The sequence below is a fragment of the Massilia pseudoviolaceinigra genome (assembly GCF_030846505.1).
Lineage (GTDB): Bacteria > Pseudomonadota > Gammaproteobacteria > Burkholderiales > Burkholderiaceae_D > Telluria_A > Telluria_A violaceinigra.
Genome location: NZ_JAVCWL010000058.1, coordinates 1 through 22,643, shown reverse-complemented (window position 1 = coordinate 22,643; position 22,643 = coordinate 1). Strand labels below are relative to the sequence as shown.

26 protein-coding genes and 1 pseudogene are annotated in these 22,643 nt (G+C 63.8%); 4 read left to right on the top strand and 23 right to left on the bottom strand.

Features of this window, described 5'->3' with window-relative positions; all coding sequences use genetic code 11:
* From RBA40_RS32460 to fliF, 15 genes and pseudogenes are all read right to left on the bottom strand, one after another.
* Positions 1 to 901 (bottom strand): DUF6531 domain-containing protein (locus RBA40_RS32460; RefSeq protein ID WP_306652943.1); only part of this gene is annotated, 901 nt, incomplete at its 3' end.
* A 239-nt stretch (positions 902 to 1,140) separates the two neighbouring features.
* Positions 1,141 to 1,320: pseudogene (locus tag RBA40_RS32455) on the bottom strand (transposase domain-containing protein); the annotation flags it as partial.
* A gap of 30 nt (positions 1,321 to 1,350) precedes the next feature.
* On the bottom strand, positions 1,351 to 2,184 hold the full coding sequence (fliR, locus tag RBA40_RS32450; protein ID WP_306652941.1) for a flagellar biosynthetic protein FliR: 834 nt from the start codon (positions 2,182 to 2,184) through the stop codon (positions 1,351 to 1,353).
* Positions 2,185 to 2,205: 21 nt separating this feature from the next.
* Positions 2,206 to 2,475, bottom strand: a complete 270-nt coding sequence (gene fliQ, locus RBA40_RS32445; RefSeq protein WP_306652940.1) for a flagellar biosynthesis protein FliQ — start codon at positions 2,473 to 2,475, stop codon at positions 2,206 to 2,208.
* 12 nt (positions 2,476 to 2,487) lie between these two features.
* Positions 2,488 to 3,258: a flagellar type III secretion system pore protein FliP gene (gene fliP, locus RBA40_RS32440; protein ID WP_374710579.1), complete on the bottom strand. Its 771-nt coding sequence runs from the start codon at positions 3,256 to 3,258 to the stop codon at positions 2,488 to 2,490.
* Positions 3,248 to 3,883 carry a flagellar biosynthetic protein FliO gene (gene fliO / locus RBA40_RS32435; RefSeq protein WP_306652938.1) on the bottom strand — a complete coding sequence of 212 codons (636 nt, stop codon included), beginning with the start codon at positions 3,881 to 3,883 and terminating at the stop codon, positions 3,248 to 3,250. Before fliO ends, fliP begins: the two co-directional genes overlap by 11 nt.
* Positions 3,880 to 4,296, bottom strand: coding sequence for a flagellar motor switch protein FliN (gene fliN, locus RBA40_RS32430; protein WP_306652936.1), 417 nt, complete (start codon positions 4,294 to 4,296; stop codon positions 3,880 to 3,882). Before fliN ends, fliO begins: the two co-directional genes overlap by 4 nt.
* A gap of 14 nt (positions 4,297 to 4,310) precedes the next feature.
* The gene (gene fliM / locus RBA40_RS32425; RefSeq protein WP_054264144.1) at positions 4,311 to 5,288 is read right to left on the bottom strand and encodes a flagellar motor switch protein FliM; all 978 of its coding nucleotides are present in this window, start codon (positions 5,286 to 5,288) and stop codon (positions 4,311 to 4,313) included.
* A gap of 6 nt (positions 5,289 to 5,294) precedes the next feature.
* Positions 5,295 to 5,813, bottom strand: a complete 519-nt coding sequence (gene fliL / locus RBA40_RS32420; protein ID WP_306652933.1) for a flagellar basal body-associated protein FliL — start codon at positions 5,811 to 5,813, stop codon at positions 5,295 to 5,297.
* A 216-nt stretch (positions 5,814 to 6,029) separates the two neighbouring features.
* The gene (locus tag RBA40_RS32415) at positions 6,030 to 7,454 is read right to left on the bottom strand and encodes a flagellar hook-length control protein FliK (protein WP_306652932.1); all 1,425 of its coding nucleotides are present in this window, start codon (positions 7,452 to 7,454) and stop codon (positions 6,030 to 6,032) included.
* A 32-nt stretch (positions 7,455 to 7,486) separates the two neighbouring features.
* Positions 7,487 to 7,927, bottom strand: a complete 441-nt coding sequence (fliJ, locus tag RBA40_RS32410) for a flagellar export protein FliJ (protein WP_306652930.1) — start codon at positions 7,925 to 7,927, stop codon at positions 7,487 to 7,489.
* Between the two features lie 35 nt (positions 7,928 to 7,962).
* On the bottom strand, positions 7,963 to 9,372 hold the full coding sequence (gene fliI / locus RBA40_RS32405; protein WP_099875597.1) for a flagellar protein export ATPase FliI: 1,410 nt from the start codon (positions 9,370 to 9,372) through the stop codon (positions 7,963 to 7,965).
* Positions 9,369 to 10,067, bottom strand: coding sequence for a flagellar assembly protein FliH (locus tag RBA40_RS32400; RefSeq protein WP_306652929.1), 699 nt, complete (start codon positions 10,065 to 10,067; stop codon positions 9,369 to 9,371). The genes fliI and RBA40_RS32400 overlap by 4 nt, the downstream gene beginning before the upstream one ends.
* Positions 10,067 to 11,059, bottom strand: coding sequence for a flagellar motor switch protein FliG (gene fliG / locus RBA40_RS32395; RefSeq protein WP_126075345.1), 993 nt, complete (start codon positions 11,057 to 11,059; stop codon positions 10,067 to 10,069). Before fliG ends, RBA40_RS32400 begins: the two co-directional genes overlap by 1 nt.
* Positions 11,052 to 12,755: a flagellar basal-body MS-ring/collar protein FliF gene (gene fliF / locus RBA40_RS32390; protein ID WP_306652927.1), complete on the bottom strand. Its 1,704-nt coding sequence runs from the start codon at positions 12,753 to 12,755 to the stop codon at positions 11,052 to 11,054. The genes fliG and fliF overlap by 8 nt, the downstream gene beginning before the upstream one ends.
* 253 nt (positions 12,756 to 13,008) lie before the next feature.
* On the opposite strand from fliF, the gene fliE reads away from it, so the two are divergent.
* The 4 genes from fliE (at position 13,009) to RBA40_RS32370 (ending at position 15,493) form a co-directional block, all read left to right on the top strand.
* Positions 13,009 to 13,359, top strand: a complete 351-nt coding sequence (gene fliE, locus RBA40_RS32385; RefSeq protein WP_099875601.1) for a flagellar hook-basal body complex protein FliE — start codon at positions 13,009 to 13,011, stop codon at positions 13,357 to 13,359.
* Positions 13,360 to 13,549: 190 nt separating this feature from the next.
* Positions 13,550 to 14,491 carry a PEP-CTERM sorting domain-containing protein gene (locus tag RBA40_RS32380; RefSeq protein WP_306652926.1) on the top strand — a complete coding sequence of 314 codons (942 nt, stop codon included), beginning with the start codon at positions 13,550 to 13,552 and terminating at the stop codon, positions 14,489 to 14,491.
* 163 nt (positions 14,492 to 14,654) lie between these two features.
* Positions 14,655 to 14,951, top strand: coding sequence for a hypothetical protein (locus RBA40_RS32375; RefSeq protein ID WP_306652925.1), 297 nt, complete (start codon positions 14,655 to 14,657; stop codon positions 14,949 to 14,951).
* Positions 14,952 to 15,250: 299 nt separating this feature from the next.
* On the top strand, positions 15,251 to 15,493 hold the full coding sequence (locus RBA40_RS32370; RefSeq protein ID WP_306652924.1) for a hypothetical protein: 243 nt from the start codon (positions 15,251 to 15,253) through the stop codon (positions 15,491 to 15,493).
* A gap of 85 nt (positions 15,494 to 15,578) precedes the next feature.
* Here RBA40_RS32370 and RBA40_RS32365 read toward each other — a convergent pair whose 3' ends face one another.
* The 8 genes from RBA40_RS32365 to RBA40_RS32330 all read right to left on the bottom strand — a co-directional run bounded on the left by RBA40_RS32365 (position 15,579) and on the right by RBA40_RS32330 (position 22,568).
* A complete protein-coding gene (locus RBA40_RS32365; protein WP_306652923.1) occupies positions 15,579 to 16,730 on the bottom strand; it encodes a hypothetical protein in 1,152 nt (383 codons plus the stop codon).
* A 157-nt stretch (positions 16,731 to 16,887) separates the two neighbouring features.
* The gene (locus tag RBA40_RS32360; RefSeq protein WP_306652921.1) at positions 16,888 to 17,646 is read right to left on the bottom strand and encodes a flagellar brake protein; all 759 of its coding nucleotides are present in this window, start codon (positions 17,644 to 17,646) and stop codon (positions 16,888 to 16,890) included.
* Entirely contained in the window at positions 17,630 to 17,992 is a 363-nt protein-coding gene (locus tag RBA40_RS32355; RefSeq protein WP_099875608.1) for an EscU/YscU/HrcU family type III secretion system export apparatus switch protein, read from the bottom strand. Before RBA40_RS32355 ends, RBA40_RS32360 begins: the two co-directional genes overlap by 17 nt.
* Positions 17,985 to 19,208, bottom strand: a complete 1,224-nt coding sequence (gene fliK / locus RBA40_RS32350) for a flagellar hook-length control protein FliK (protein ID WP_306652920.1) — start codon at positions 19,206 to 19,208, stop codon at positions 17,985 to 17,987. Before fliK ends, RBA40_RS32355 begins: the two co-directional genes overlap by 8 nt.
* Positions 19,209 to 19,219: 11 nt before the next feature.
* Positions 19,220 to 19,552, bottom strand: coding sequence for a flagellar protein FliT (locus RBA40_RS32345; RefSeq protein WP_229413396.1), 333 nt, complete (start codon positions 19,550 to 19,552; stop codon positions 19,220 to 19,222).
* Positions 19,553 to 19,561: 9 nt separating this feature from the next.
* Positions 19,562 to 20,008, bottom strand: a complete 447-nt coding sequence (gene fliS / locus RBA40_RS32340) for a flagellar export chaperone FliS (protein ID WP_099875610.1) — start codon at positions 20,006 to 20,008, stop codon at positions 19,562 to 19,564.
* Between the two features lie 26 nt (positions 20,009 to 20,034).
* Complete coding sequence (gene fliD / locus RBA40_RS32335; protein ID WP_306652918.1) at positions 20,035 to 22,044, bottom strand: flagellar filament capping protein FliD; 2,010 nt, start codon at positions 22,042 to 22,044, stop codon at positions 20,035 to 20,037.
* A 134-nt stretch (positions 22,045 to 22,178) separates the two neighbouring features.
* Positions 22,179 to 22,568: a flagellar protein FlaG gene (locus RBA40_RS32330; protein ID WP_306652916.1), complete on the bottom strand. Its 390-nt coding sequence runs from the start codon at positions 22,566 to 22,568 to the stop codon at positions 22,179 to 22,181.
* Positions 22,569 to 22,643 lie beyond the last annotated feature (75 nt).

The following is a 22,643-nucleotide window of genomic DNA, read 5'->3' as shown; positions in this document are numbered from 1 at the left end:
TTTGCTTCCCGTCCGGATGGCTGATGGATACCCGGCCTGGAATAGGTTCCTCGCTCCGGAAACCTGACGAACACTCGAGCGAACCATCCCAGCTAGAGCGCCAGCAGATGTTGCCATTGGCGTATTGTTTTTCCGGCCTGAGCGATTTGTTATAAGAATGGGTCCAGCGCACGCCAAACCCACGAACCACGCGGGGATCCGGATAGGTGGGCGCACTGTTGTAAATACGGCTCAGCGTCAGGTTACTTGCGCCTTTCGACGCCTGGTAATCCGTAATGAGGTGCCACATGTTGCCGGTGGCTGGCTGGATCGGCTCGCCTACGGTCGGTCGAGTCGAACCGACGGTCGGCCCTTTGTCAGGACATCCCTCTCCGATATTTTTCCCATCTGCGTCGTCGTTTGCCTCAGGTTGAAAACCGACGCATCTCTCGTGCTGGTCAGAATAACGCTGATTTTGCGCTGCACGGCATACCCATCGCTCGCGCGTCATAGTAAAAATTCCGTCGCCGTATTTCGTGTCCTGGGTGCATACGCCATCCTTCATTGCAGAGACGTACGCATCCATCGGCTTGCTTGCCCAGGACCTGGTTCCAGACTCATACATTACTTCTGCCCCATAGACTGATAACGCGGGCGGCACAAAAGTCACTTTGCAATAGGCGTTCGGGTTTGTGCCTTTCATAAATTTAATCGACCTTTTTATTGCGCTCTCCTCATCCACATCGGGAGCCAACTTTATAAGGAAGTACGTATACGGTCCAAACGTGTCCGGCTCAGTCTTGGGCTCCTCCGCCCGCGCATTGACTGCCACGCACAACAGAACTGCCGTCAGCAACGAGAAAAAAATGCGGTGGGGTGATAGCCGTGATAAAAATGTTGCACCTGCAAACTGAAAAGCCATCTCATACCTTTGAGTTTTTGTAAGTTGCAGAATTATCTCATGCTGCGTCAATACATTTAAAATTTGGCAATAGTTTGTGAAAATTAACGTTGTTTGATTGAAATGTATATATCCGCGCGCTGCCATTCCTTTTGACGGGTGGTATTCAACGCACGATCAAGATGCTTTTCATGGATCGGGAGGGGCAGGACGATGCGCCGAGTAGGAGAATCGGGCGCTGCGCGCGATGGACCGCTCTGGCGCTGCGGCAATTCAGTCAGCACGTGTCGCAAGTAGGCATACGGTTCGACTCCGCAGGTGCGGCATGTGAGCATCAGGCTGTAGATCACTGCGCTGGCATCGGCGCCGGCGACTGAATTCGAGAACAGCCACGCCTTGTGGCCAATGGTAAACGGCCAGAAATCGCGTTCGATCACATTGAGGCGTCGCTACACTCGCTCGATCTAACCTTATTCGTTAGGTCTGGCAGCGGGCGCGGCCGGTACCACCGCCGGTGCGGGCGTGGCCGCCATACGCGGTACCCGCCGTGCCGTTTCAATGCCCTGGTTGAACAGCACCTGGAACGGATTGCCCAGGTACGGCAGCACCATCACGATCACCAGCATGCCCACGCCCAGGGTGATCGGAAAACCAATCCCGAAGATGTTCAGCTGCGGCGCGGCGCGTGTGAGGATCCCGAGCGCCACCTGGGTAATGAGCAGGGCCGCCACGATTGGCAGCGACAAATGCAGCCCGGCGCTGAAAATCAGGCCGCCCCATTTCGCGATTTCCCATTCCGCCGACGACGACATCGGCGTGGCCGAAATCGGCATCGTCACGAAGCTCTCGGCCAGCGCTTCGAGCAGCACCAGATGCGCGTTCGCGGCCAGAAACGCCATGGTGGCGATCAGCGCCAGGAACTGGCTGACGGCCGAGGAACGGCCCTTGGTGAGCGGATCGAAAAAGCTGGCAAAGCCCAGGCCCATGGTCAGGCTACAGATTTCGCCGGCCATTTCAATGGCGGCAAACACCAGGCGGATGGAAAAGCCCATCGCCACCCCGATCAGCATTTCCTGCACCAGGATGAGCAAACCGGCCATCGACAGCGGATCGGCTGCGGGAATGGCGGGAATCGCCGGGGCGATGATGCTCGCCAGCAGCACGCCAAGCGAAATCTTGATCGTCACGGGCACGCTGGCATTGCCGAACAGGGGAGCGGCGGTGACCAGGCCGAGGATGCGGGTCAGCGGCCACAACAGGCCGGCGATCCACGCATTCATCTCGACGCTGGTCAGGGTGATCATACGGGGCGAGCGCGCGGGCGCTCAGGCGACCAGGCCGGGAATGCCGCTGAACACCTGGCGCATGTAGTCGAGCATGACCGCCAGCATCCACGGTCCGGCCACGATCAGGGCGACGAAAATGCCGACCAGCTTGGGAATGAAGGACAGCGTCGCTTCATTGATCTGGGTGGCGGCCTGGAAAATACTGACGATCAGGCCGATGATCAGCGCCACCAGCAGCATGGGCGCGGCCACCATCAGGGTTACTTCCATGGCCACGCGGCCCATTGTCATCACGCTTTCGGGGGTCATGGCGGGCCCTTTCTAGTAAAAACTCTGCGCGAGCGAGCCGAGCAGCAACTGCCAGCCATCGACCAGCACGAACAGCATCAGCTTGAACGGCAGCGAAATGACGGCCGGCGACATCATCATCATCCCCATCGACATCAGCACCGACGCCACCACCATGTCGATGATAAGAAACGGAATGAAAATGGCAAAGCCGATCTGGAACGCGGTTTTCAGTTCGCTGGTGACAAAGGCGGGAATCAGGATGCGCAGCGGAATGTCTTCCGGCCCCTGCAGCGCGGCCGAGCGTGAAATCTTGACGAACATGGCCAGGTCGGCCTGGCGCGTCTGGCGGATCATGAACGTTTTCAGGGGCGCCACCGCCTTGTCCACGGCTTCGCCCATCTGGATCTTGTTTTCCTGCAGCGGCTGGTATGCATCCACATAAATCTTGTCGAACACCGGGCCCATCACGAACAGGGTCAGGAACAGCGCCAGCCCGACCATGACCTGGTTGGGCGGGGCCGACTGGGTGCCGATCGCCTGGCGCAGCAGCGACAGCACGATGATGATGCGGGTAAAACTGGTCATCATCAGCAGCACCGCCGGCAGGAACGACAGCGCCGTCATCAAGAGCAGCGTCTGGACCGGCAGCGAGTACGCCGTGCCGCCGCCCGGGGCCGGTGTGCTGGTGAAGGTCGGGATGCCCGGCGCGGCCATCGCCAGCGCCGGCAGGCACAGCGCCAGCAGCGGCAGCCAGCGGCGCGCGCGGCTCAGGGACGGAGAAGAAGGCGGCTTAGCGTCCATTGCGTTTGTCGATGGTCTGTTTCAGCCACTCGGCAAAGGTGCCCGATGCCGGGCCGTTGGCCAGCACCGCGGGGCCGCCGGGCGGCGTTTCCTGCTTCGGCATGGTGGCCAGCGCGTTGATGCGGCCGGGCGAGGCGCCCACCACGATCCACTGGTCGCCCACTTCGACCACGATGATGCGTTCGCGCCCGCCCAGGCTGAGCGCGCCGACGGTGCGCATCTGGGCCGCGCCGGCGGCGGCCTGGGGACCGTAGCGTTTCATGAACCAGACCATGGCGCCCAGCAGGGCCAGCACCAGCGTCAGGGCGAAAATCGTTTGCAGCAGGTTGCCGGCAGATGGTCCCGCCATTGGACCGGGCGCCGGCTGCACGGCGGCAGGGGCGGGCATGGTGACGGCTGTTGGGGCCGGCGTGGCAGCGGCTGGGGCCGTTACCGGGGCCACCACCGCGGGACTGGCCTGCGCTTCGGCGGCGGCAGGCACCACCGCCGCCGGAGTGGATACGGAAGGTGTAACCGAAGCAGCTGGAACCGACGCCGCAGGAACGGCAACAGCCGCCTGTGCGGCGGCCAGACCCGGCGCCAGGCTGCACGCCAGCGCCACGGCGGCAAGCAGGCGGGCCGTCATTTATTCAGTTTTCGAATCCGTTCGGACGGCGTGATGATGTCCGTCAGGCGAATACCGAATTTATCGTTCACCACCACCACCTCACCCTGGGCGATCAGGCAGCCGTTGACCAGCACGTCCATCGGCTCGCCCGCCAGTCCGTCGAGCTCGACCACCGAACCCTGGGCCAGCTGCAGCAGGTTCTTGATGGCGATCTTGGTCCGTCCCAGCTCGACCGTGAGCTGGACCGGAATGTCGAGGATGAAGTCGATGTCGTTCGGCGTGTCCGGCTTGGTGCCCTTGTTGGAAAAATCCTTGAACACGGCCGCGCTGGCGGCCTGGCTTTGCAGCGCGTCGGCTTCCGCCTTGGCCTGCTCGGCGATGGCCGCGCCCCAGTCGTCATCCATTGCATCATCGTCCAGATTATCGGCCATATTGCCCTCCTAAATTATTTGGTGTCCGCATTGGCGAGCAGTTTCTCGACCTTGAGCGCGTACTGTCCGTTGAGCACGCCGTAAGTACAATCCATCACCGGCACCCCGTCGACGGTGGCCTGGATCTGTTCGGGCACGTTGAGGGCGACGATGTCGCCCACCTTGAAATTGAGAATCTCGTCGAACGAGGCGCGCGCGGTGCCCAGCACGGCCACCAGTTCGACTTCGGCGATCTGGATCTGCTGGGTCATCAGGCGGATCCAGCGCTTGTCCACTTCCAGCGCCTCGCCCTGCAGGCTGGAGGTGAGGGTGTCGCGGATCGGCTCGATCATCGAATACGGCATGCAGATGTGAATCTGGCCACTCACCGAGCCGAGCTCGATGGTAAACGTGGACGACACCACCACCTCGTTCGGGGTGGCGATATTGGCGAACTGGGTATTCATTTCGGAACGGATGTACTCGAACTCGACCGGATACACCGGTTCCCACGATTTCGCATACGAATCGAACACGATATCGAGGATGCGCAAAATGATGCGCTGCTCGGTCTGGGTAAAGTCGCGGCCCTCGACCCGGGTATGGAAACGCCCGTCGCCGCCGAATAGATTGTCCACGAGCAAAAACACCAGGCCCGGATCGAACACGATCAGGGCCGTTCCGCGCAGCGGCTTCATGTGCACCAGGTTCAGGTTGGTCGGCACCACCAGGTTGCGGATGAATTCGCTGTACTTGGAAACCCGCACCGAGCCGACCGACACCTCGGCGCTGCGCCGGATGTAGTTGAACAGGCCGACCCGCAGCAGGCGCGCGAAACGCTCGTTGATGATTTCGAGCGTCGGCATGCGGCCGCGCACGATCCGTTCCTGGGTTGCCAGGTTGTAGGTGCGTACGCCCGTGTTGTCTTCGGGCGCGGAAGCTTCGTCCTGGTCGCCGTTGACGCCCTTGAGCAGGGCATCGACTTCTTCCTGCGAGAGAAAATTATCGGCCATGGCGGATCATTGGGACTGGATGATGAACTGGGTGAACATGACTTCGTTCACTTCCTGCGGCTCGTCGTTTTCGGCGAACGGCTTCTTGAGCGCTTCGAGAATTTCCTCGGCCAGCTTGTTCTTGCCTTCCACCGTCTTCACGTCCGACGCCTTCTTGGCCGACAGCAGCAGCAGGACGCGGCTGCGTACCTTGGGCATGTTGGCCTTGATCAGGTCGGCCTGCTCCTGACCCAGCATTTCCAGCGTGATCGTGGTTTGCAGCATGTTTTCTTCTTCACCGTCCGGTTGCAGATTGACGGTAAATACTTCGAGCGGGGCGAACACCGGCGGCGCGTGCGCCTTGGCTTTTTTCTTTTTCTTGCTTGGCTTGGTGGTTTCCTCGGCCTCTTCGCCGCCCTTGCTCTGCGTGAAATACCAGCCCGCGCCGCCGCCGCCCAGCGCAAGCACGGCCACGATCGCACCGATCATGGCCATTTTCTTCGACGGCGGCTTGGCGGCCGCATCAGGGGGGGCTGCAGCTTTCATGTTTGCTTTCGCTTTCAAGGTACCTCAAGACGGCGTCGGTGGATCATGCCTGCATTATGTCATTATCGCGAAGAAATGAGCGGGCGCATGCGTGGAAAACAGGGCCGAACCCGGCCCAACTCGTGGCTAGCTATCGACAGCCGATTTGCTTTTCATTCGCGGCGCATGGTTCGCGCCGGGGAAGGCCAGGCAGTTCGACAAGTCCATGCCACGCCATCAGGCGAAGGTGTCGACCACGCCCAGCCGTCCACCCTGGACCGGGGCCTTGGCGGCCAGGCGCTCGTTGGCGTCGGCCGCACTGCCGTTGACCGGGCCGCGCACGCCGTCCGCGCCGCCGGCGCCGCCCGCCGTGGCGCGTTCGCCCTGGTCCTGGCGCTGTTCCGGCATGCCGGCGTTGACGCTGGCGTTGCCCAGCGAAATGCCGCTTTCATCCATCATCTCGCGCAGTTTCGGCATGGCATTTTCCAGAGCCTGGCGCACTTCCAGTTCGCCCGAGGAGAATGTCACGCTGGCGTTGTCGCCGCTGATATTGAGCACCACCTGGACCGGACCGAGGTCGGGCGGGTTCAGCGTCAGGGTCGCGCTTTGTTCCTTGCCGGCCACCATCCAGACGATTTTCTGGCCGACCTGGTTATCCCAGGCCGGGGTGCCCACGCGCGCCGACAGCTTGTCGGCGCCGGCATTGGCAGCCTGCGCCAGGCCCACCGCGGCCTGCTGCAGCGGGGCGCCGACCGGTGTCGGTTCGATCGCCGTGGTGTCCGTCGTGGCGGCCTCGGGTAGCTCGCGCGCGGCGGGAGCGATGCGCGCTGCCTCGGTTTGCAGGGCGGCCGTTTGCAGCGCCGGCGCGCTGCCTTGTGCCTGGGTGGTGTCGGCGGCGGCGCTGGCGCCGGCCGCGCGCGGCATGGCGCCTTCGAGCATGGCGCGCAGCTCGCCCAGCGCTGCGCCGTCGGTCTCCATCGCCGGTTCGGTCGGCAAGCCCATCGCGCCGACAGCGGGCGGGGTGGGGGCGCCATCGACGGTCGGGAAGCGGCCGGCTGCGGCCATGGCCGGTGCGGTAAAGGCGGCCAGGGCGGCATCGGCCGCCAGGCCTGGATCGGCGGAGGCGGTGGTGGCGCCGCGGGTCGCTGCCAGGGTGCTCCAGGCCGGATCGGTGGCCACCGGCGCGGCGGCCGCTTGCGCCGGCTGGGTCAGGCTGGCGACCAGGGCCAGCATGTCGGTCAGGGGCAGTTCGGCGCGCGCGGCGGCTGCGGCGGCGCTGTCGGCGGCAGCGGCGGCAGCCGCCGCGCTATCGTCGGTCGCGGAACTCTTGGCGCTGTCGCCGGACTGGCTGTTGCTGGCATTGCCGGCAGCCGCTGCATTGGGCCGGGCTGGCGCGGCGTCCGGGGCGCTCGCGCTGGCCTGCTCCGCCTTGGCACCCTGTTCCGGACGCGGCGCCTGGGCTTTTTCGGCCGGTCGCGGCGCCGCGGGCTTGGCGCTCGCGCCCGCCGCCGGCTGCTGGGTCATGCTCTGGCGCTGCGCGATTTCGCGCGACAGCGTCTGGCCGAACTGGACCGCCGGCGCCGCGGCGGCGGCATTGGTGCGCGCCGGTGCCGGCGTGGCGTTCAGGGAAGCCAGTGGCTGCGAAATGGGAGTAGTGGACATGGCGGGCGATCGGTTGGTTATGACAGGGTGCATCAACGTTTGTAATAAGCCTGGCGGGCGGCGTGTTCATCCATCTGTTTCTGGTCGCGCTTGTTTTCCAGGCGCAGTGCTTCGATTGCCGCGCGTTCGTTCAGGGTGTGGTACGACACCCGTTTACGCTCGCTGGCCTGCCACAAACCCTTTTCCACCGCACTGCGGTGGTGCGCATGCTTGACGATCTCGCGCTGGCCCATGATGGCGTGCTCCAGCTTGCCGATGAAGGCGATGAAATTGGCGTACGCCATCGGCGTGATGCCGCTGCGCTGGGCCGCGTCCAGCTTTTGCGCGTAATCCTCCAGATAGCCCAGCAGCATCTGCAGCTTTTGTTCGGTCTCTTCGGCCGCCTTGATCGCCACCCCCAGCCGCTTGGCGGCATCGTCGGTGTCGCGCTGGGCGAGTTCGAGCAGGGTATCGAGGACGGCTTGTTTTGCCATAATGCATCATTATAGGCATCCCGAACCCTGTTCCATCACGAGAATAGAGAGGTCAATTCGGCCAAGCTCTGCGGCATGCCGACGTTATCGGTGATCTCCTGGCACAGAAAGGCTTCGATTTTGTCGTTCAGGGCGATGGCCTGGTCGAGCACCGGGTCGGTGCCGTGGGCGTAGGCGCCGACCGTGATCAGGTCGCGCGAGCGCTCGAAGCGCGAATACAGTTGCTTGAGGCGGCGCGCCGCGTGCTGGTGGGCGGTGGTGGTGATCGTGTGCATGGCGCGGCTGATCGACTGTTCGATGTCGATGGCCGGATAGTGCCCGGCTTCGGCCAGGCGCCGGTTGAGCACGAAGTGGCCGTCCAGGATCGCGCGCGCCGAGTCGGCGATCGGGTCCTGCTGGTCGTCGCCCTCGGTGAGCACGGTGTAGAACGCGGTGATCGAGCCGCCGCCCACCAGGCCGTTGCCGGCCCGTTCCACCAGCACCGGCAGCTTGGCGAAGACCGACGGCGGATAGCCCTTGGTGGCGGGCGGCTCGCCGATGGCCAGCGCGATTTCGCGCTGCGCCATCGCGTAGCGGGTCAGCGAATCCATGATCATGAGCACGTTCTTGCCCTGGTCGCGGAAATGTTCGGCAATCGCCGTGGTGTACGCCGCGCCTTGCAGGCGCATCAGCGGCGGGGTGTCGGCCGGCGCCGCCACGACGGCGGCCCGCGCCAAGCCTTCCGGTCCGAGGATGTGTTCGATGAATTCCTTGACCTCGCGGCCCCGTTCGCCGATCAGGCCGACCACCACCACGTCGGCCTTGGTGAAGCGCGCCATCATTCCCAGCAGCACCGATTTACCGACGCCGGAACCGGCAAACAGGCCCAGGCGCTGGCCGCGGCCGACGGTAAGCATGGCGTTGATCGCCCGGATGCCGACGTCGAGCGTTTCCACGATGGGCGCGCGGTCGAGCGGATTGGCGGGGCGCACGTTGATCGGACCGCTATCCTCGGTGAGCAGGGGGCCCAGGCCGTCGAGCGGGCGCCCGGCGCCGTCCACCACCCGGCCCAGCAAGCCCATGCCGACCGGCAAGTGGCGTGCGCGGTCGCTCGGACGGCGCCGCGGATGGGGCACCGTGCCCGGACGCGGCAAGGTCGCCTCGACCGGCAGCACCTTGGTGCCCGGCACGATGCCTTCGACATCGCTTTGCGGCATCAGGAACAGGCGGTCGCCGTCGAAGCCGACCACTTCGGCTTCCACGCGCGCGCCGTTGGGCATCGGAATGGTGCAGGCGCTGCCGACGGCCAGCTTGAGGCCCACGCATTCCATGACCAGGCCGGCCACGCGCGTGATGCGGCCCGATACCTGCTGCGGCTCGACGAAGCCGACCAGGGTGCCGCAGTCGCGCAGATAGGACGACCAGCGGGTAGTATGTCGGTCAACAGTGCGGTCGGGGGCGGTCATCGGTCCAGCCACTCGACGTCGTTCTTGCCGAGCGCGTTGGCCAGGCGCTGCCAGCGCACCTCGACCTGGGCATCGATCTGGTTGCTGGCGGTATCGATCTTGCAGCCGCCGCGGCTGATATGGGCGTCGTCCGCCACGCGCCAGCCGCCTTTGTCGAGTTCCTCGCCGATGGCGTCGCGCACCAGGCGCGCATCGTCCGGGTGCAGCATCAGCACGGCCGGCTGCTGCAGCACCGGCAGGTAGGAGATGGCGTCGCGTATCACCGGGATGATCAGTTCGGGTTTGACCCCGAGCGCGCTGCGCAGCATGTTCTTGGCCAGGTGCAGGGCCAGTTCCAGCATGTCGTTGGCGATGGTCTCGTCGGCGTGCGTGAGCGCCTGCGTGAAGGTGGCGGCGATCGATTGCAGGTTGGCGATCTCGCCCGCGCTTTCCTCGCGCCCGAGCGCGAGCGCGTCGGCGTAGCCGGCCGCGTGGCCCGCCTCGAAGCCCTCCAGGCGCGCCTGCTCGCGGATGGCGGCCAGTTCCTCCTCGGTCGGCCAGTCCGGCGCGGGCGGTGCATCGGACAGCGCATCGGGCAGCGCTTGCGGCTCGGGCGCGGTGTCGAGATGGACCGGTTCCGGTTCCGGAACGCGGTCGAAGGAGTTCATTTCCCAGCGCTGGTACGCGGTTTGCAGTTCTTTCGGAAGGGTAGCCATCAGACGAAGGAATCCTCACCTTTGCCGAGCACGATCTGGCCTTCGTCGGACAGGCGGCGCACGATCTGCAGGATTTGTTTTTGCTGCGTTTCGACTTCGGACAGGCGCACCGGCCCTTTCGATTCGAGGTCTTCGCGCATCATTTCGCCGGCGCGCGCCGACATGTTGCGGAAGATTTTCTCGCGCAATTCCTGGGAGGCGCCCTTGAGCGCCATGATCAGCATTTCGGACTGCACTTCGCGCAGCAGCAGCTGGATGCCGCGGTCGTCGATGTCGATGATGTTATCGAACACGAACATTTCGTCCATGATCTTCTGGGCCATGTCGTTGTCGTAGTTCTTGATGTTGTCCATCACCGACCCCTCTTGCTCGCCGCTCATGAAGTTGAGGATTTCGGCCGCCGCGCGTACGCCGCCGAGCGAGGATTTCTTGATGTTTTCGTTACCCGACAAGAGCTTGGTGAGCACGTCGTTCAGTTCGCGCAGGGCGGCCGGCTGCACGCCGTCGAGGGTGGCGATACGCAGCACCACGTCGTTGCGCAGGCGGTCGGTGAAGTTGCCCAAAATTTCGCAGGCCTGGTCGCGTTCCAGGTGGACCAGGATGGTGGCGATGATCTGCGGGTGCTCGTTGCGGATCAGTTCCGACACCGACGAGGCATCCATCCACTTCAGGCTTTCGATGCCCGAGGCATCCTTGCCGCCCAAGATGCGCGACAGCAGCACCGACGCCTTGTCGTCGCCCAGCGCCTTGGTCAGCACCTGGCGGATGTATTCGTCCGAATCGAGGCCGACGGTGGAGGTCAGTTCGGTCTGTTCGCGGAACGATTCGAGCACCCCCACCACCTGCTCGTGCTGCACGTTCTTCATCGTGGCCATGGCCGCGCCGAGCTTGAGCACTTCGCGCGGGCCGAGGAAGCGCATCACCTCCGCCGCCTCGGACTCGCCGATGGCCAGCATCAGGATGGCTGCCTTCTGGATTCCATTATCATTCATTTGTACCTACCCATGCCTTGATGACGTTTGCGACGATGCGCGGATCTTCCTGCGCCAGTTTCTTGGCCAGCGCCAGGTTGGCCCGGTAGCTGTGGTCCTGCTGCGATTCGGCCTGGGCTTCGGCTTCCTGCTCGGCGGCGGCGGCGTCGGCGATGGCGGCCTGTTCGGCGGCCTTTTCCTCCTCGGTGGGGGTCGGCTCGGGCGGCAGTTCGTGGGCCTTGTCGAACTTGGTCATGACCGGGCGCAGCATCGGGCGCAGCAGGCGGAAGTACAGGAAAGCGATGATCGCGGCCACGAACAGGTACTTGGCGACATCCTTGGCCAGCGGCAGGTTGGCCGGGTCGCGCCACCAGTCGAGCGTGGCGGCCGGCACTTCCGGCTTGTCGACGCCGTCGAACGGCGCATTGGTCACATTGAGCGTGTCGCCGCGGGCCTGGGAGTAACCCATCGCTTGCTTGACCAGCTCGTTGATCTGCGCTACCTGGGCGGCCGGCAGCGGGGTTACCGTGACCTTGCCGGTTTTGGCGTCGACCGAACGGCGGTGGTTGACCAGCACGCCGACGGTCAGGCGCTTGATCAGGCCCATCGGACGCTGCTCGTAGCGGATGGTCTTGTCGACTTCAAAATTGGTGGTGGTGTCCTTGCGCGTCGGGCCGGTGGTGGTCACCGGCACGGTGCCGGGGGCGCCGGTGGCGGTCAGGGGCGCGGTATTCAGACCCGGCGGCTGGTTGGTCAGCGCACCCGGCACGCCCGACGCCACGGTGGTGCCGGGGCCGTTCGCTTCCGAGGTTTGCTGGCTGCGGATCGATTGCGGCTCCGGCGGCGAGTTCGGCTTGTAGACTTCGGCGGCGGTGTCGACCTGGGCGAAGTCGATGTCGGCGGTCGCTTCGGCGCGCACATTGCCGGGGCCGACCAGCGGCGAGATCAGCGACTCGACCTGCTTGATGATGTTCTTCTGGACCGCTTCGACGTACTTGAGCTGGTTCGGATCGAGCTTGCGCGCGTTGCCCGATTTGTCCGGATCGGACAGCAGGTTGCCGGCCTGGTCGACCACGGTCACGTTCGAGACCGGCAGTTCCGACACGCTCGAGGCCAGCAGGTGGACGATGGCGTTGACCTGGGCCTGGTCGATGACGCGCCCGGTTTGCAGATTCAGCAACACCGAGGCGGTCGGCTTTTGCTGCTCGCGCACGAAGACCGACGGTTTCGGCAGCGCCAGGTGCACGCGCGCCGAGCTGACGGCGGCGATCGATTCGATCGAGCGCGCCAGTTCGCCTTCGAGCGAGCGCTGGTAATTGACTTGTTCGTGGAACTGGGACACGCCCAGTTTCTGGTTTTCCATCAGCTCGAAGCCGACCGTGCCGCCCTTGGGCAAGCCCTGGGCGGCCAGCTTGAGACGGATGCCGTGCACCTGCTCGGTGGGCACCATGATGGAGGCGCCGCCGTCGGAGAACTTGTAGGGTACCGCCATCTGGTCGAGCGAGGCCATGATGGCGCCGCCATCCTTGTCGCTGACATTGGTAAACAGGACACCGTATTCGGTGCGCTGGCTCCACATCCAGACGCCCAGCATCAACGCCAGCACCGCCGCGATGCCGAGACCGCGCAGGAAATTCTTTCCGAGCGGGGTCTGCAGGAACGTTGGAGGAGGCGTTTCCGGGATGTCGACGAGTTCTTCTGCGGTTGCAGCTGCCATAGTGGGGGTGTCCGACGGGCTAGGCCCAAACTGGTAGGAATTTCCCAAACCTGCGCAAAGGCTGGGGCTCAGACTCCATTATGTGGGGCAGGGCCCCCGGTCAAAGCATCGAACAGAGCGCGCTTTTGGCCCCTGCTCGCGGGGCCGGCGCGCCACCCGGGTGCTATTCTGGCACCCTGACTTCGCTGGTATACATATTGTACTCGCGAGATGGGGCATGGATGCGCCCGGCAGTGTGAACAGAGGAAACGACATGAACGTGAACGGAATCGGATCGGACCGGATCGAAGCGATGATGGCCCAGCTCAAGGCGGCGGCAGCGCGCCCGGCTGGCGGCGTCGGGCCGGCGGTCAAGGTCACGCCCGAGCCGGCTGTCGCCAAGGTCGACTTCGCGGACGCGCTCAAGAACTCGATCGCCCAGGTCAGCGAAGCCCAGCTCAAGGCGGGCGAGCAGGGCAAGGCGTTCACCATGGGTGACGACAAGGTGAGTCTGTCGGATGTGATGGTGTCGATGCAAAAGGCCAGTATTGGCTTTCAGGCAACCGTGCAGGTGAGGAACAAGCTGGTGTCGGCGTATCAGGAGATCATGAATATGCAGGTGTAAAGGTAAGCAAGCCCATTTTTCATGAGACGTTTCCCCCACATTGGCGGACCCTGGCCGCTCTCGCATGTTGCGGATTTGCCTGGACCAGCGATTGCCATCGTTAAATTTGGGTCAATGTTAAATTTTTCGCATGATGGTCATTTATGCTTGGAATGCCGCACGTTCGCGGCTATTTCGGGAAAGGTGCATCATGCTCAAGCATCCATCTGGACTTCCTGCTCGACTGTTCATTGCGGGCTTGTTATTGTCCTCGTTCTCCGCCCATGCGCTGACGGTCCGTTCCAGCGTCCACATCCGTAACCTGACCATCGACGTGATCGATCTGCGTCCGGATGATGGCGTAGCGCCGGGCGCCGAGTTCCGGGGCTTGAAAACCGATTCGCACCTGTCGTACACCGATTACCGGAACGTTCATGACAGCGTCTGGAAGCATGGCGACGGCGACCTGCAGCGCACCTGGATGGATGGCCGCGCGCAGACGCACACCACACCGACCACACTGGCGGCATCGGCCATCTATGACGGACCGGCCCAGACCAACCGTTCCATTTATGCCGGTAATACCTACGGTGTGTCGTTCTCCCTGGCGCCCTATACCGCCCTGCGTTTCAGCGCAGCGATCGATCTCGGCGCCTCGCCGCCCGACGCCAGTGCGACCGCCTCCAGCCTGGCCATCCTCAGCGGCCGCTTCGAGGAAGAACAGTGGCTGTATTCCAGCTTCGACGTCGATTACAGGTCGAACGAGGATGGGGTCGGGATTCACCTGTTTTCGCGGACGCTTCAGACCGGGAAAAATCAGGGCAGCGGTTCATTCACATTCTGGACCGGCGCCTACGCGGGGATCCATGGCGTGCCGGCAGTGCCGGAGCCATCGACCTACGCAATGCTGCTTGCGGGGTTGGCACTGGTGGCGTGGCGCGCACGCGGCCTATCCCGACAGCCGGGCGAGGATGCGGGCGCATCGTCATCCGCACGGGTGCAGACATGGCGATACCGGGCGGGCGTGGCCGTGTCCGACGACGTTTCGTTTCTTCCCAACGTAAAGCAGGCCGGCGCGTGCTGGTGCCAGCCTGTTCCCGCATCCGTTGCCGCATTCCTGCTCTTTCGTCAGGGGCAACATTCGCGCTATTGATATTCCCTTCTTGCAATAATTCTTGAAATCACGTCTACTCGTGCCTTTGCCCGGCGTCACTGCCTGGAAGTACGATTGCGAATCGATGGATAAGAAAAACGCGACCTTCCCCAACGTGCTGGAAGCGCTGATGCTGGACTGAAAGGTACGTATGTTTTGGAATATGGATATCGGGCAAGGCATGGTCGTGTTCGACGACATCTCTTTGCTTCCCGAGGCGTTCGATGCAGCCCACCATGTCGACTATCTCAAGGAAGACTTGCTGCAAATTGTCTTTCCCGACGATGTGGTGCTCGATGTCGGCTGGTATCCCTCGTTCGATGAGCAGGGCCGCTTTCTGCTCATGCTGGTGAAGGATGCCAACTGGGACGAGCCGGTCGAGCGTGCTGAGTTCACGGATGTGGTTTCGCTCAAACAGCGGATTGCCGGGATTGCCGGCAAACTGACCCGTTCTGTTTGAAAAGGGAACCCCGAGACCTTCTCTTTTTTGAAATTATGGAACGTAACCATGCCGCTTGTGACTGTCCGGCTCGATCGCATTTTTGATGTTGTTCATGGGACGCACAACAGAAAAGAAGTCACTTTCTTCGGATTTGAGTGTGGGCAGACCAAAGTGTTTGGCATCCGTGGACCCGGGCGACAACAACTCGAGGTGGGTGCTGTACTCACTGTCTACCTTGGGAAGGAGGACGACTGGACGACGCTGGCTGGTATAACCATTCGACAGGAGACACGGTTGTTGAAAGTGCTGGCTACGACGTGTTTTCTATTCTTGTCACCGGCGCGGCAGCTGTTCTGTTGCTATGGCATGCTGATCACATGCCACCAGGTGTGGTGCTCCTGCCGCTTTTCCTGCTCGCATGTAGTTCTTTGAGCATGCGCTCCCTGTTCTTCTTGCGCCGGGTTCGCGCGGAACTGGCGCGGGTGAAGGGGGCGCCCGTGCCACCGCTGGCATTCCCGGCTGGTGACGAGCCTGCGAATCAGGCTGAAGTTCAACATTAAGAGCCTGCCGGCGGGGAACACGGCCGTCCGCTTTCGGGTAAGCAGATGGTCGTGCCGACTCGGACGAGCGAGTCCCTTCCCCCGATTAATTACCGCATCCTTCCGCCGCCGGCTCGCCGCAGGCAATCATGCGCTGCACTGTGGCGTTGCGCGGGTAATTCGTGTGCGCGCTCGTTGGCAATGCAATCAGCCCCAGGTAGGTCGGTGTGTTCGACACCACCACATCGATGATCGGATACCCCGCGCGCGCGGCGAACGGGCTCTTCACCAGGGTGTACGCAAGCACATCATTGGGATCGGTGAACGCCACCACGGTCGGCACATCGGTCGGCTTGCCGATGCCTTGGGCGTTGCGCTGCGCGATCAACGCCTGGATCGGATCGGCCGGGAAGTCGCCCGGTCCCGGCGGCGCCATGGAACCGTCCAGGTCCATTTCAGCCAGCCTAAGCAGCGGCAACTGGTTGGCGCGCATGAAGATCAGGGAGGTGCGGTTGAATACTTGCAGCGCAGTCGCCGATTGCTCCGGCTTGGTGGAGAGCTTGAAGAGGGCGTCGAAAGCCACTTTGCTGCCCAGGCTGTCAGTGATGAGCACCAGCGGGATCGGCTCGGGCGGCACCTCGCCCCCATCCGGCACCAGCGGCCGGCCGGTCCCGCCGCCGGTCCCGGCCGCCTGCAGGATCGCCGCCTGCATGCGCTGGCTGATCGTCTCGCGCGACTTGCCCTGGTAAATCACGGCGTCGGCCAGGCAATCGTCCATCAGCTTGTCCTTCAGCGCCCGGTTGAGCGAGGCGCGCTCGTAAGGGTAGGCGGTCTGGTCCGCCTGGCAGATGCCGGACTTGTTGCTCTGGTCGTAGCACAGCTCGGTCTTGAGCGGCCTCGTCAGGGGCGACCACAGGATCGCGTTGACGTTGATCGCGCCGGCAGCCAGCGGCAATGTCTGGCGGTACAGCACGATGCCGGTGTCGGCCACCGCGGTCGAGGAGAGCGCCACCTGGGCCGGATCGCCGCCCAGGCTGGCGTACAGCTGCGTGACCGATTCCCGCGCCCACGATTCATCCTGGGTGCAGATGCCATGCACCAGCAGCACGTCGAGCGCGCGTTCCGGCTTGAGCAGGCTGGCCACGCCGGCGAAGGTCGGCAAGGTGGCCGGGGTGGCGTCGAGCACGGGCGTACGGTAGGGGGTGGAACAGGCCACAAGAAAACCCAGCGTTGCTGAAAGCACGAGTGTACGTTTCATCATCATTCTCCGAAAGTTCGCGGTGAACTTGAAACATACCTCTTTCAGGCTGAGCCATGAGGGCCTATCGGCACGCTCTTGGCCTCCGGTCAATTGCGCTGCTGCCAGGCGGATAGTTTGCCTGACCGAACGAATTGACTCAGTGAATGAAACCGGATCAGCCCAAACCGGCCAGGCGCGCATTCCGTTCGCGCTCGAGTTTGGTGATGTACTTTTGCACGCTGGAAAGGCCTCCGCGCGAAATGTCCACAAAAGCGCAGCCGAGGCGGCGGTTGGTCTTGTCGTTGAGCAGGGTCAGGTCGACCGAGTTGCGGATCATCAGGGTGGTCTGGACCGCGCCGACATCGGGCAAATCGATGCGGCAGCCCGTGTAGCTGTGGCCGATCGTGTTGCCCAGCACGAGCTTGTTGTCGAGGATGGCAATCCCGCCGCAGCTGATATCGGCCAGCGGAAACACGTGGGTACCGCCGCCCGCGTCCTGCGCCAGCCGGATCACTACCGACACCGGATTGCTGACCGGCGTGAGCATGCGATAAAACTCGCGCCGCTGCAGGCGGATCAGGGTCTCGGGGATGGGAATCGAAAACGCCGGCGTGTCCTCGAAGGTGGTCGCTTGCACTTCCTCTGAGGAAAACAGGATGCGGATCTTGTCGAGCGAGGTTTCAAAAGCCATCCGCCCGACATTGGCAAAGCGGCGGTGCTGTTCCGGGTCGGCCGAGCCGTCCAGGGTCAGGGTGTTGCTGTCGGGATCGACATCGAGGATGGCCGAAACGCACACTTCGGTGCCGCGCCGGATGACCATGCGTACCAGCTGGCGCTTTTCGCCGATGCTGCGCAGCAGCGCGATGATTTCCTTGCGCGAGGCGACTTCAAAGTCGTGCCAGCTTTCAATATCGGAATCATTGGTTGATTGCATCTTTGTCTGCCGCTTCTTGTGGTCGGTCGATGAACAGGGCTGCGTCCGGCGGGGCCGGCAGGGGGCCACCTGCCGCTTGTGCGGCTTCAATATGATATAGCCAGGCCAGCAGTTCCGCAATCGCCCGATACAGGCCGGGCGGAATCTGGCGGTCCAGGTCCACGCCCATCAGCAGGGCCACCAATTCCTTCGACTCGTGCACGAACACGCCGGCATCCTTGGCGCGCTCGATGATCTGGGCCGCAATCAGGCCCTTGCCCTTGGCCACCACCTTGGGGGCGGGGTCGCCATTGTTGTAGGCCAGCGCGACCGCCGACTGGGGGCGCTTGGGCAGCGGCTCAGCCATCGCCAGGCTCCGGCGTGCGGATGATGAGCGAGGCCAGCGCCGTGCCCGACACGTCCAGCGCCGAGGTCAGTTCGCCGGCGCGCGCGCGCAGGGCCTCGCCCGTGCCCTGGCTGCCGGTGCGCAATTCGATATGCACGCGGTCGCCCGTGGTGACGATGCTCGCTTCGATCTCGCCGAGCAGCGGAAAGCGCAGGCGCATGCCGCTGCGCCAGACGGGAGCGGTGTCGTCCTCAAAGCCGCGGCCGCGCTGCTCCGGTGCATCCTTATGGATTTCCCATTGCAATTCCTGGCCCGGCGCCAGCTGGCCCTGCCAGGTGACGCGCGCCTGTTCCTGGGCCGTCAGCTGCAGGTTGATCAGCTGGGCGCTGGCCACTTCGGCCGCGGCCGGCCGGGCCCCGTTGCCGGGCGTGTTCATGGCTTGCTGCATCTGCGGTTCGCGCTGCAATTCGCTCAGGGGACGCTTGCCGTCGGCCCATTCGGCCACGTGCGATTCGTAGAACACGCCGCTGCGGCTGATCGTCTCTTCCAGCTTGCGCGCCAGGGTGGCCGCTTCCGGCGCGCCCTGTTTCGGGTCGATCAACGGCGTGGCGCCGGCAATCGCGGCCTGCTTGCCGGGGGCGGGATGGCCGATGTCGAGTATGCGCGCGAGCAGTTGTCCGGTGTTGCTGAGGGTGGCGGGCCGGGTCGTGGCATCGAGCGCGGGCAGGTCGGCGCTGGCGGTCAGGGGCGACTTGCCGAGCAGGGTGGCGGCCAGGCTGGTGGCGCGCCCGGCCGTGTTGGCGGCGTTGGCGCCCTTGCTTTCCTGCGGCTGCGCCTGCGGCAGGGCGGGGGCCTGGAGCGGCGCGCGTTCGGGCGTGGCGCCGGTGGGCAGGGCTTGGCCGGCGGCGCCGGGCAAGGGTGTCTGGGCGGTACCGGCTGGCTGGTTATCGAGGCGGAACTGGGGGCGGGGATTAACCGCTACCAGGGTCATCGGCATCTCGGTGCCGGCTTCCGCGCCCTGGGGCAGGCTCATGCGGGCTTGTTCGCCCGCCACGCGCACCAGGAAGGTGCCGTCTTGAAACTTCGACAGGATCGCTACCTGCATCGACTGGCCGACCTGGGTCGACAGCACGCGCGCGAGCGCTTCCTGGCGGGTGTCGCCGACGCCGGGCGCGGAACGGGCCGGGTCGACCTTGCCGACCGGCTGCAACCCCGGGCCGTCCGTGCGCGCCAGCATCGCGAGTACGACTAGACGCCGCCGTAGGCGTTATTCAGACGGCGCGCGGTGCCGCTGCTGTTGATCAGTTGCGACAGTTGCGCCATCCACGGGGTGGTCAGGTCGCGGATGATGCGGTCGTAGGCCAGCAGCTGCTTGATGATCGCCACTTTCTTGACCCGGCTGGCGCCTTCGAGCAGCACTTGCTGGTCGTTCGCTTGCAGGGCCGCGACATGCGCGCCAACCCGTTTTTCCAGCAAGCTCAGTTCGTCCCACTCGCCGCTTTCGGCGGCGCTTACCATCTGCGCCGACAGGGCCAGCATCGCTTCGTAGGTCGACAGCACGTCATCGTTGGTCATGGTCATGGTCATGGTTCAGGCACTCACAAGGTTGGAAATGCGCACTGGCGCGACGTCGGGAATGGCGGCCGGTGCGGCGCCGATGGCGTTCCAGGTCTCGCGCAGCTCGGTCAGCAAGCCCTGGATTTCGACCATGATCTCGGTATCGTTTTTCAGGTTCGCGGCCAGCAGGCGCGCGCTCATGTATTCGTACAGCGAATCGAGGTTCTCGGCGATCTGGCCGCCGGCTTTCTTGTCGAGGCTGGCGCGCAAGCCATTGTCGATGATCTGGATGGCTTTCGAAATCGCCTTGCCTTTCTCCGGAATATTGCCCGACTTCATGTGCATCAGACCGCTGAGCACCGCCACCAGGGCGCCATCGAACAGCATGACGATCAGTTTGTGCGGGGATGCCGCCACGACGCTGGTTTCCAGGCCGACCTTGGCATAGCTGCTCGCGCCCCTGTTGGGAGATCCAAACATAATTAATGTCCTCTTTCTGTCGTACGCTATCGAAGGTTGCTGAGGGAGGCGAGCTGCTGCGCCAGGAAGGAACTCGTCGAACTCATGCCCGAGAGCGTCACGTCGAGCGAAGAATATTGCCTGCGAAGGTCTTTTTCAGTCTGGGTCAGGCGCACATTGAGTGCCGCGCGCTGCTTGGCGATTTCGGCCAGGCTGGCATTGATGCCGGCGTTCTTGCCCGGAATGGTGCCCTTGGCATTCAAAAAACTATCGATCAGCTCGGTAAATTGCGCGCCCACCCCCTTCGAGATGTTCACGGTGCCGCGTTCGCCGATGGCCCCGCCCGTCACCTGGATCTGGATCCCCGCGCTCGACGAGCCGGCATTGCCGGTCAGGTTCTGGCCGCTGCCGGTGGCGGCGGCGCCGCCGATGGTGCCGGCCACGTCCTTGCCATCGACCAGGGTCGGCGTGCCCAGCAGGCTGGCGGCGCCATTGCCGCTGATGCCCACTTTCGAGGTGGACCCGTATTTGTTCGAGGTGATCGTGAAGATCCCGTTTTCCTGCTTGACCGTGACCCCGGTACCGCTGGTGGCGCTGGCGCCCGTCGCGCCAAGCGCGCCGTTGATGATCGACTGCACATGGTTGACCAGGCTGGCCGCCGTGTAATTGCCGGGCAGTAGGGTCGCATTCGAGGTCACGCCGTTGATGGTCAGCGACAACTGGTCGTTGACGCCCGCGGTGATGCTGGTATCGGCGGCCGTGCTGCCGGTGGCGCTGCCGAAGGTTGCCAGCTGGGTGATCGACAGGTTCTTGGTGCCGACCGTGCTGTTGGTGGTCGAGCCGACGAAGCTGACCAGGCTGTCGCTGGTCGAGCCGACCGTGCTGAGCAGCTTGGACACGTCGTCCAGGTTGGTATCGATGGCTTTCTGCAGTTTGCCACTGTCGAGCTTGAGCGAGCCATCCGGCTGGAACGATACGCCCAGCTGGCTCAGGCTGCTGATATCGCCATCCATGCCCGGTACCGGCGTAAAGAACATCTTGCGCAGGCTCGATTGCAGGTTGCGGGTGGTGGCGTCGCCCAGCAGCACGCCGGCGCCCTTGCCTTCGCTGGCCTTGGGGGCCGTGGTCAGGCCGGCGATCGTGCTGTTGAGTTCGTTATACGACTTGATGAAACTGTTGATCGCCGTTTTGGCGCCGGCGCTGTCGCTGGTGATATTGACCGTGCTGGTGCCGACCTTGAGCGCGCTGATGGTCACGCCCTGGATCGCTTCCGAGACATTGTTGCTTGGGCTGCTGATGGCCACGCCGTTGATCGACAGCTTGGTGTTTTGCGCCGCGCTGTTCTGGGTCATGTTCTGGGTGCCGTCGGCCGCGTAGCCGAGCAGGCTGCCGATGGCCGGGTCGCCCGAGACGCCAATGCGCATGCTCGACGTTTCGCCGGTCTGGGCCGAGGTCAGCACCAGGCGGTTGGGGCTGGCGCTGCCATCGGAAATGATGGTCGCGGTCACGCCCACGTTGGCCTTGTTGATGGCGTCGCGGATGCCTTGCAGGGAATTATTGCTCGAATCGAGGGTGACGGTGCGCGCCGAGCGCGTGGCGTCCTGGTCGAAGGTGGCGCCGGTGTAGGCGCCGTTGGCCAGGACGCCGCCCGTGATGCTGCCAAATTCGAACGTGAGGGTGGTGGCCGCGCCGCTGCCGATCAGCGCCGTGGTGCTGGCCTGGCCGGCCGAGGTGAGCGTCTGCGCCTGCGACATCTGGGTCACGTTGACGCTGTAGCTGCCCTTGACGGTATCCTTGCCGGCGGTGGCGGTGAGCACGCTCGACTCGGACGAGGTGGCGCCGACGGTCTTGAACTTGGTCGGATCGGCCAGGCCGCTGACCGAGGTCTGGAATGCGCCCAGCGCGCCGCTCAGGGTGCCGTACGCGGACAATTTGGCGGTGTACGCCTTTTCCTTGTCCTGCATGGCGACGAAAGGCCGGCTCTCCGCCATCATCAATTTGTTGACGATGTCGTTGACGTCGATAGAGCCGCCTGAACTGACGGATGAAATGGCCACGAACGCCTCCTGGTAAAAGCATGAATATACTAAGTTAACGGCATCTTCTATCCATACTTTAGAGGGGTAATCCGGTGCTTGTTCGGTTTATGCCGTTTCCTGTAAAAAACTTCGATGGCTTGCCGGCAAATTGCTCAAGCCACCTGCCTGATGAGCAATCCCTGCACCTTTTCCAGCGCCTTGCCGATTTCCAGCGCTTCGGCGGTCGGCATCTGGCGGATCACTTCCTTGGTGGTCTGGTCGATCACCTTGACCACCGTGCGCTGGCTGTCGGCATCAATCGAAAATTCGATGTTGCGCGACAGCGCCTGCATCGCCACGTTGATTTCGCCCACCACCTTGGTCACTTCAGCCGGGTCCGGCTCGGCCGCTTCGCGTGTGGCTTCGCGCGCGGGATCGGTCTTGCCGGCGGCGCCGGCCGGCGCTGTCTTCGCCGTGGCGGCGCTGCTTCCGGCGGCGCTGGTGGCGACAGGCGCGCGCGGCGCGGGCGCGGCGGCGGAGTTGTCCAGGGGGCGAAGTTCCATGACCGTCTTCCTTTAACGAAAATTCCCCGGCGCGCAAAAAGCGGCCGGGGAGGGTAACGAAGCGGGGCCGATCAG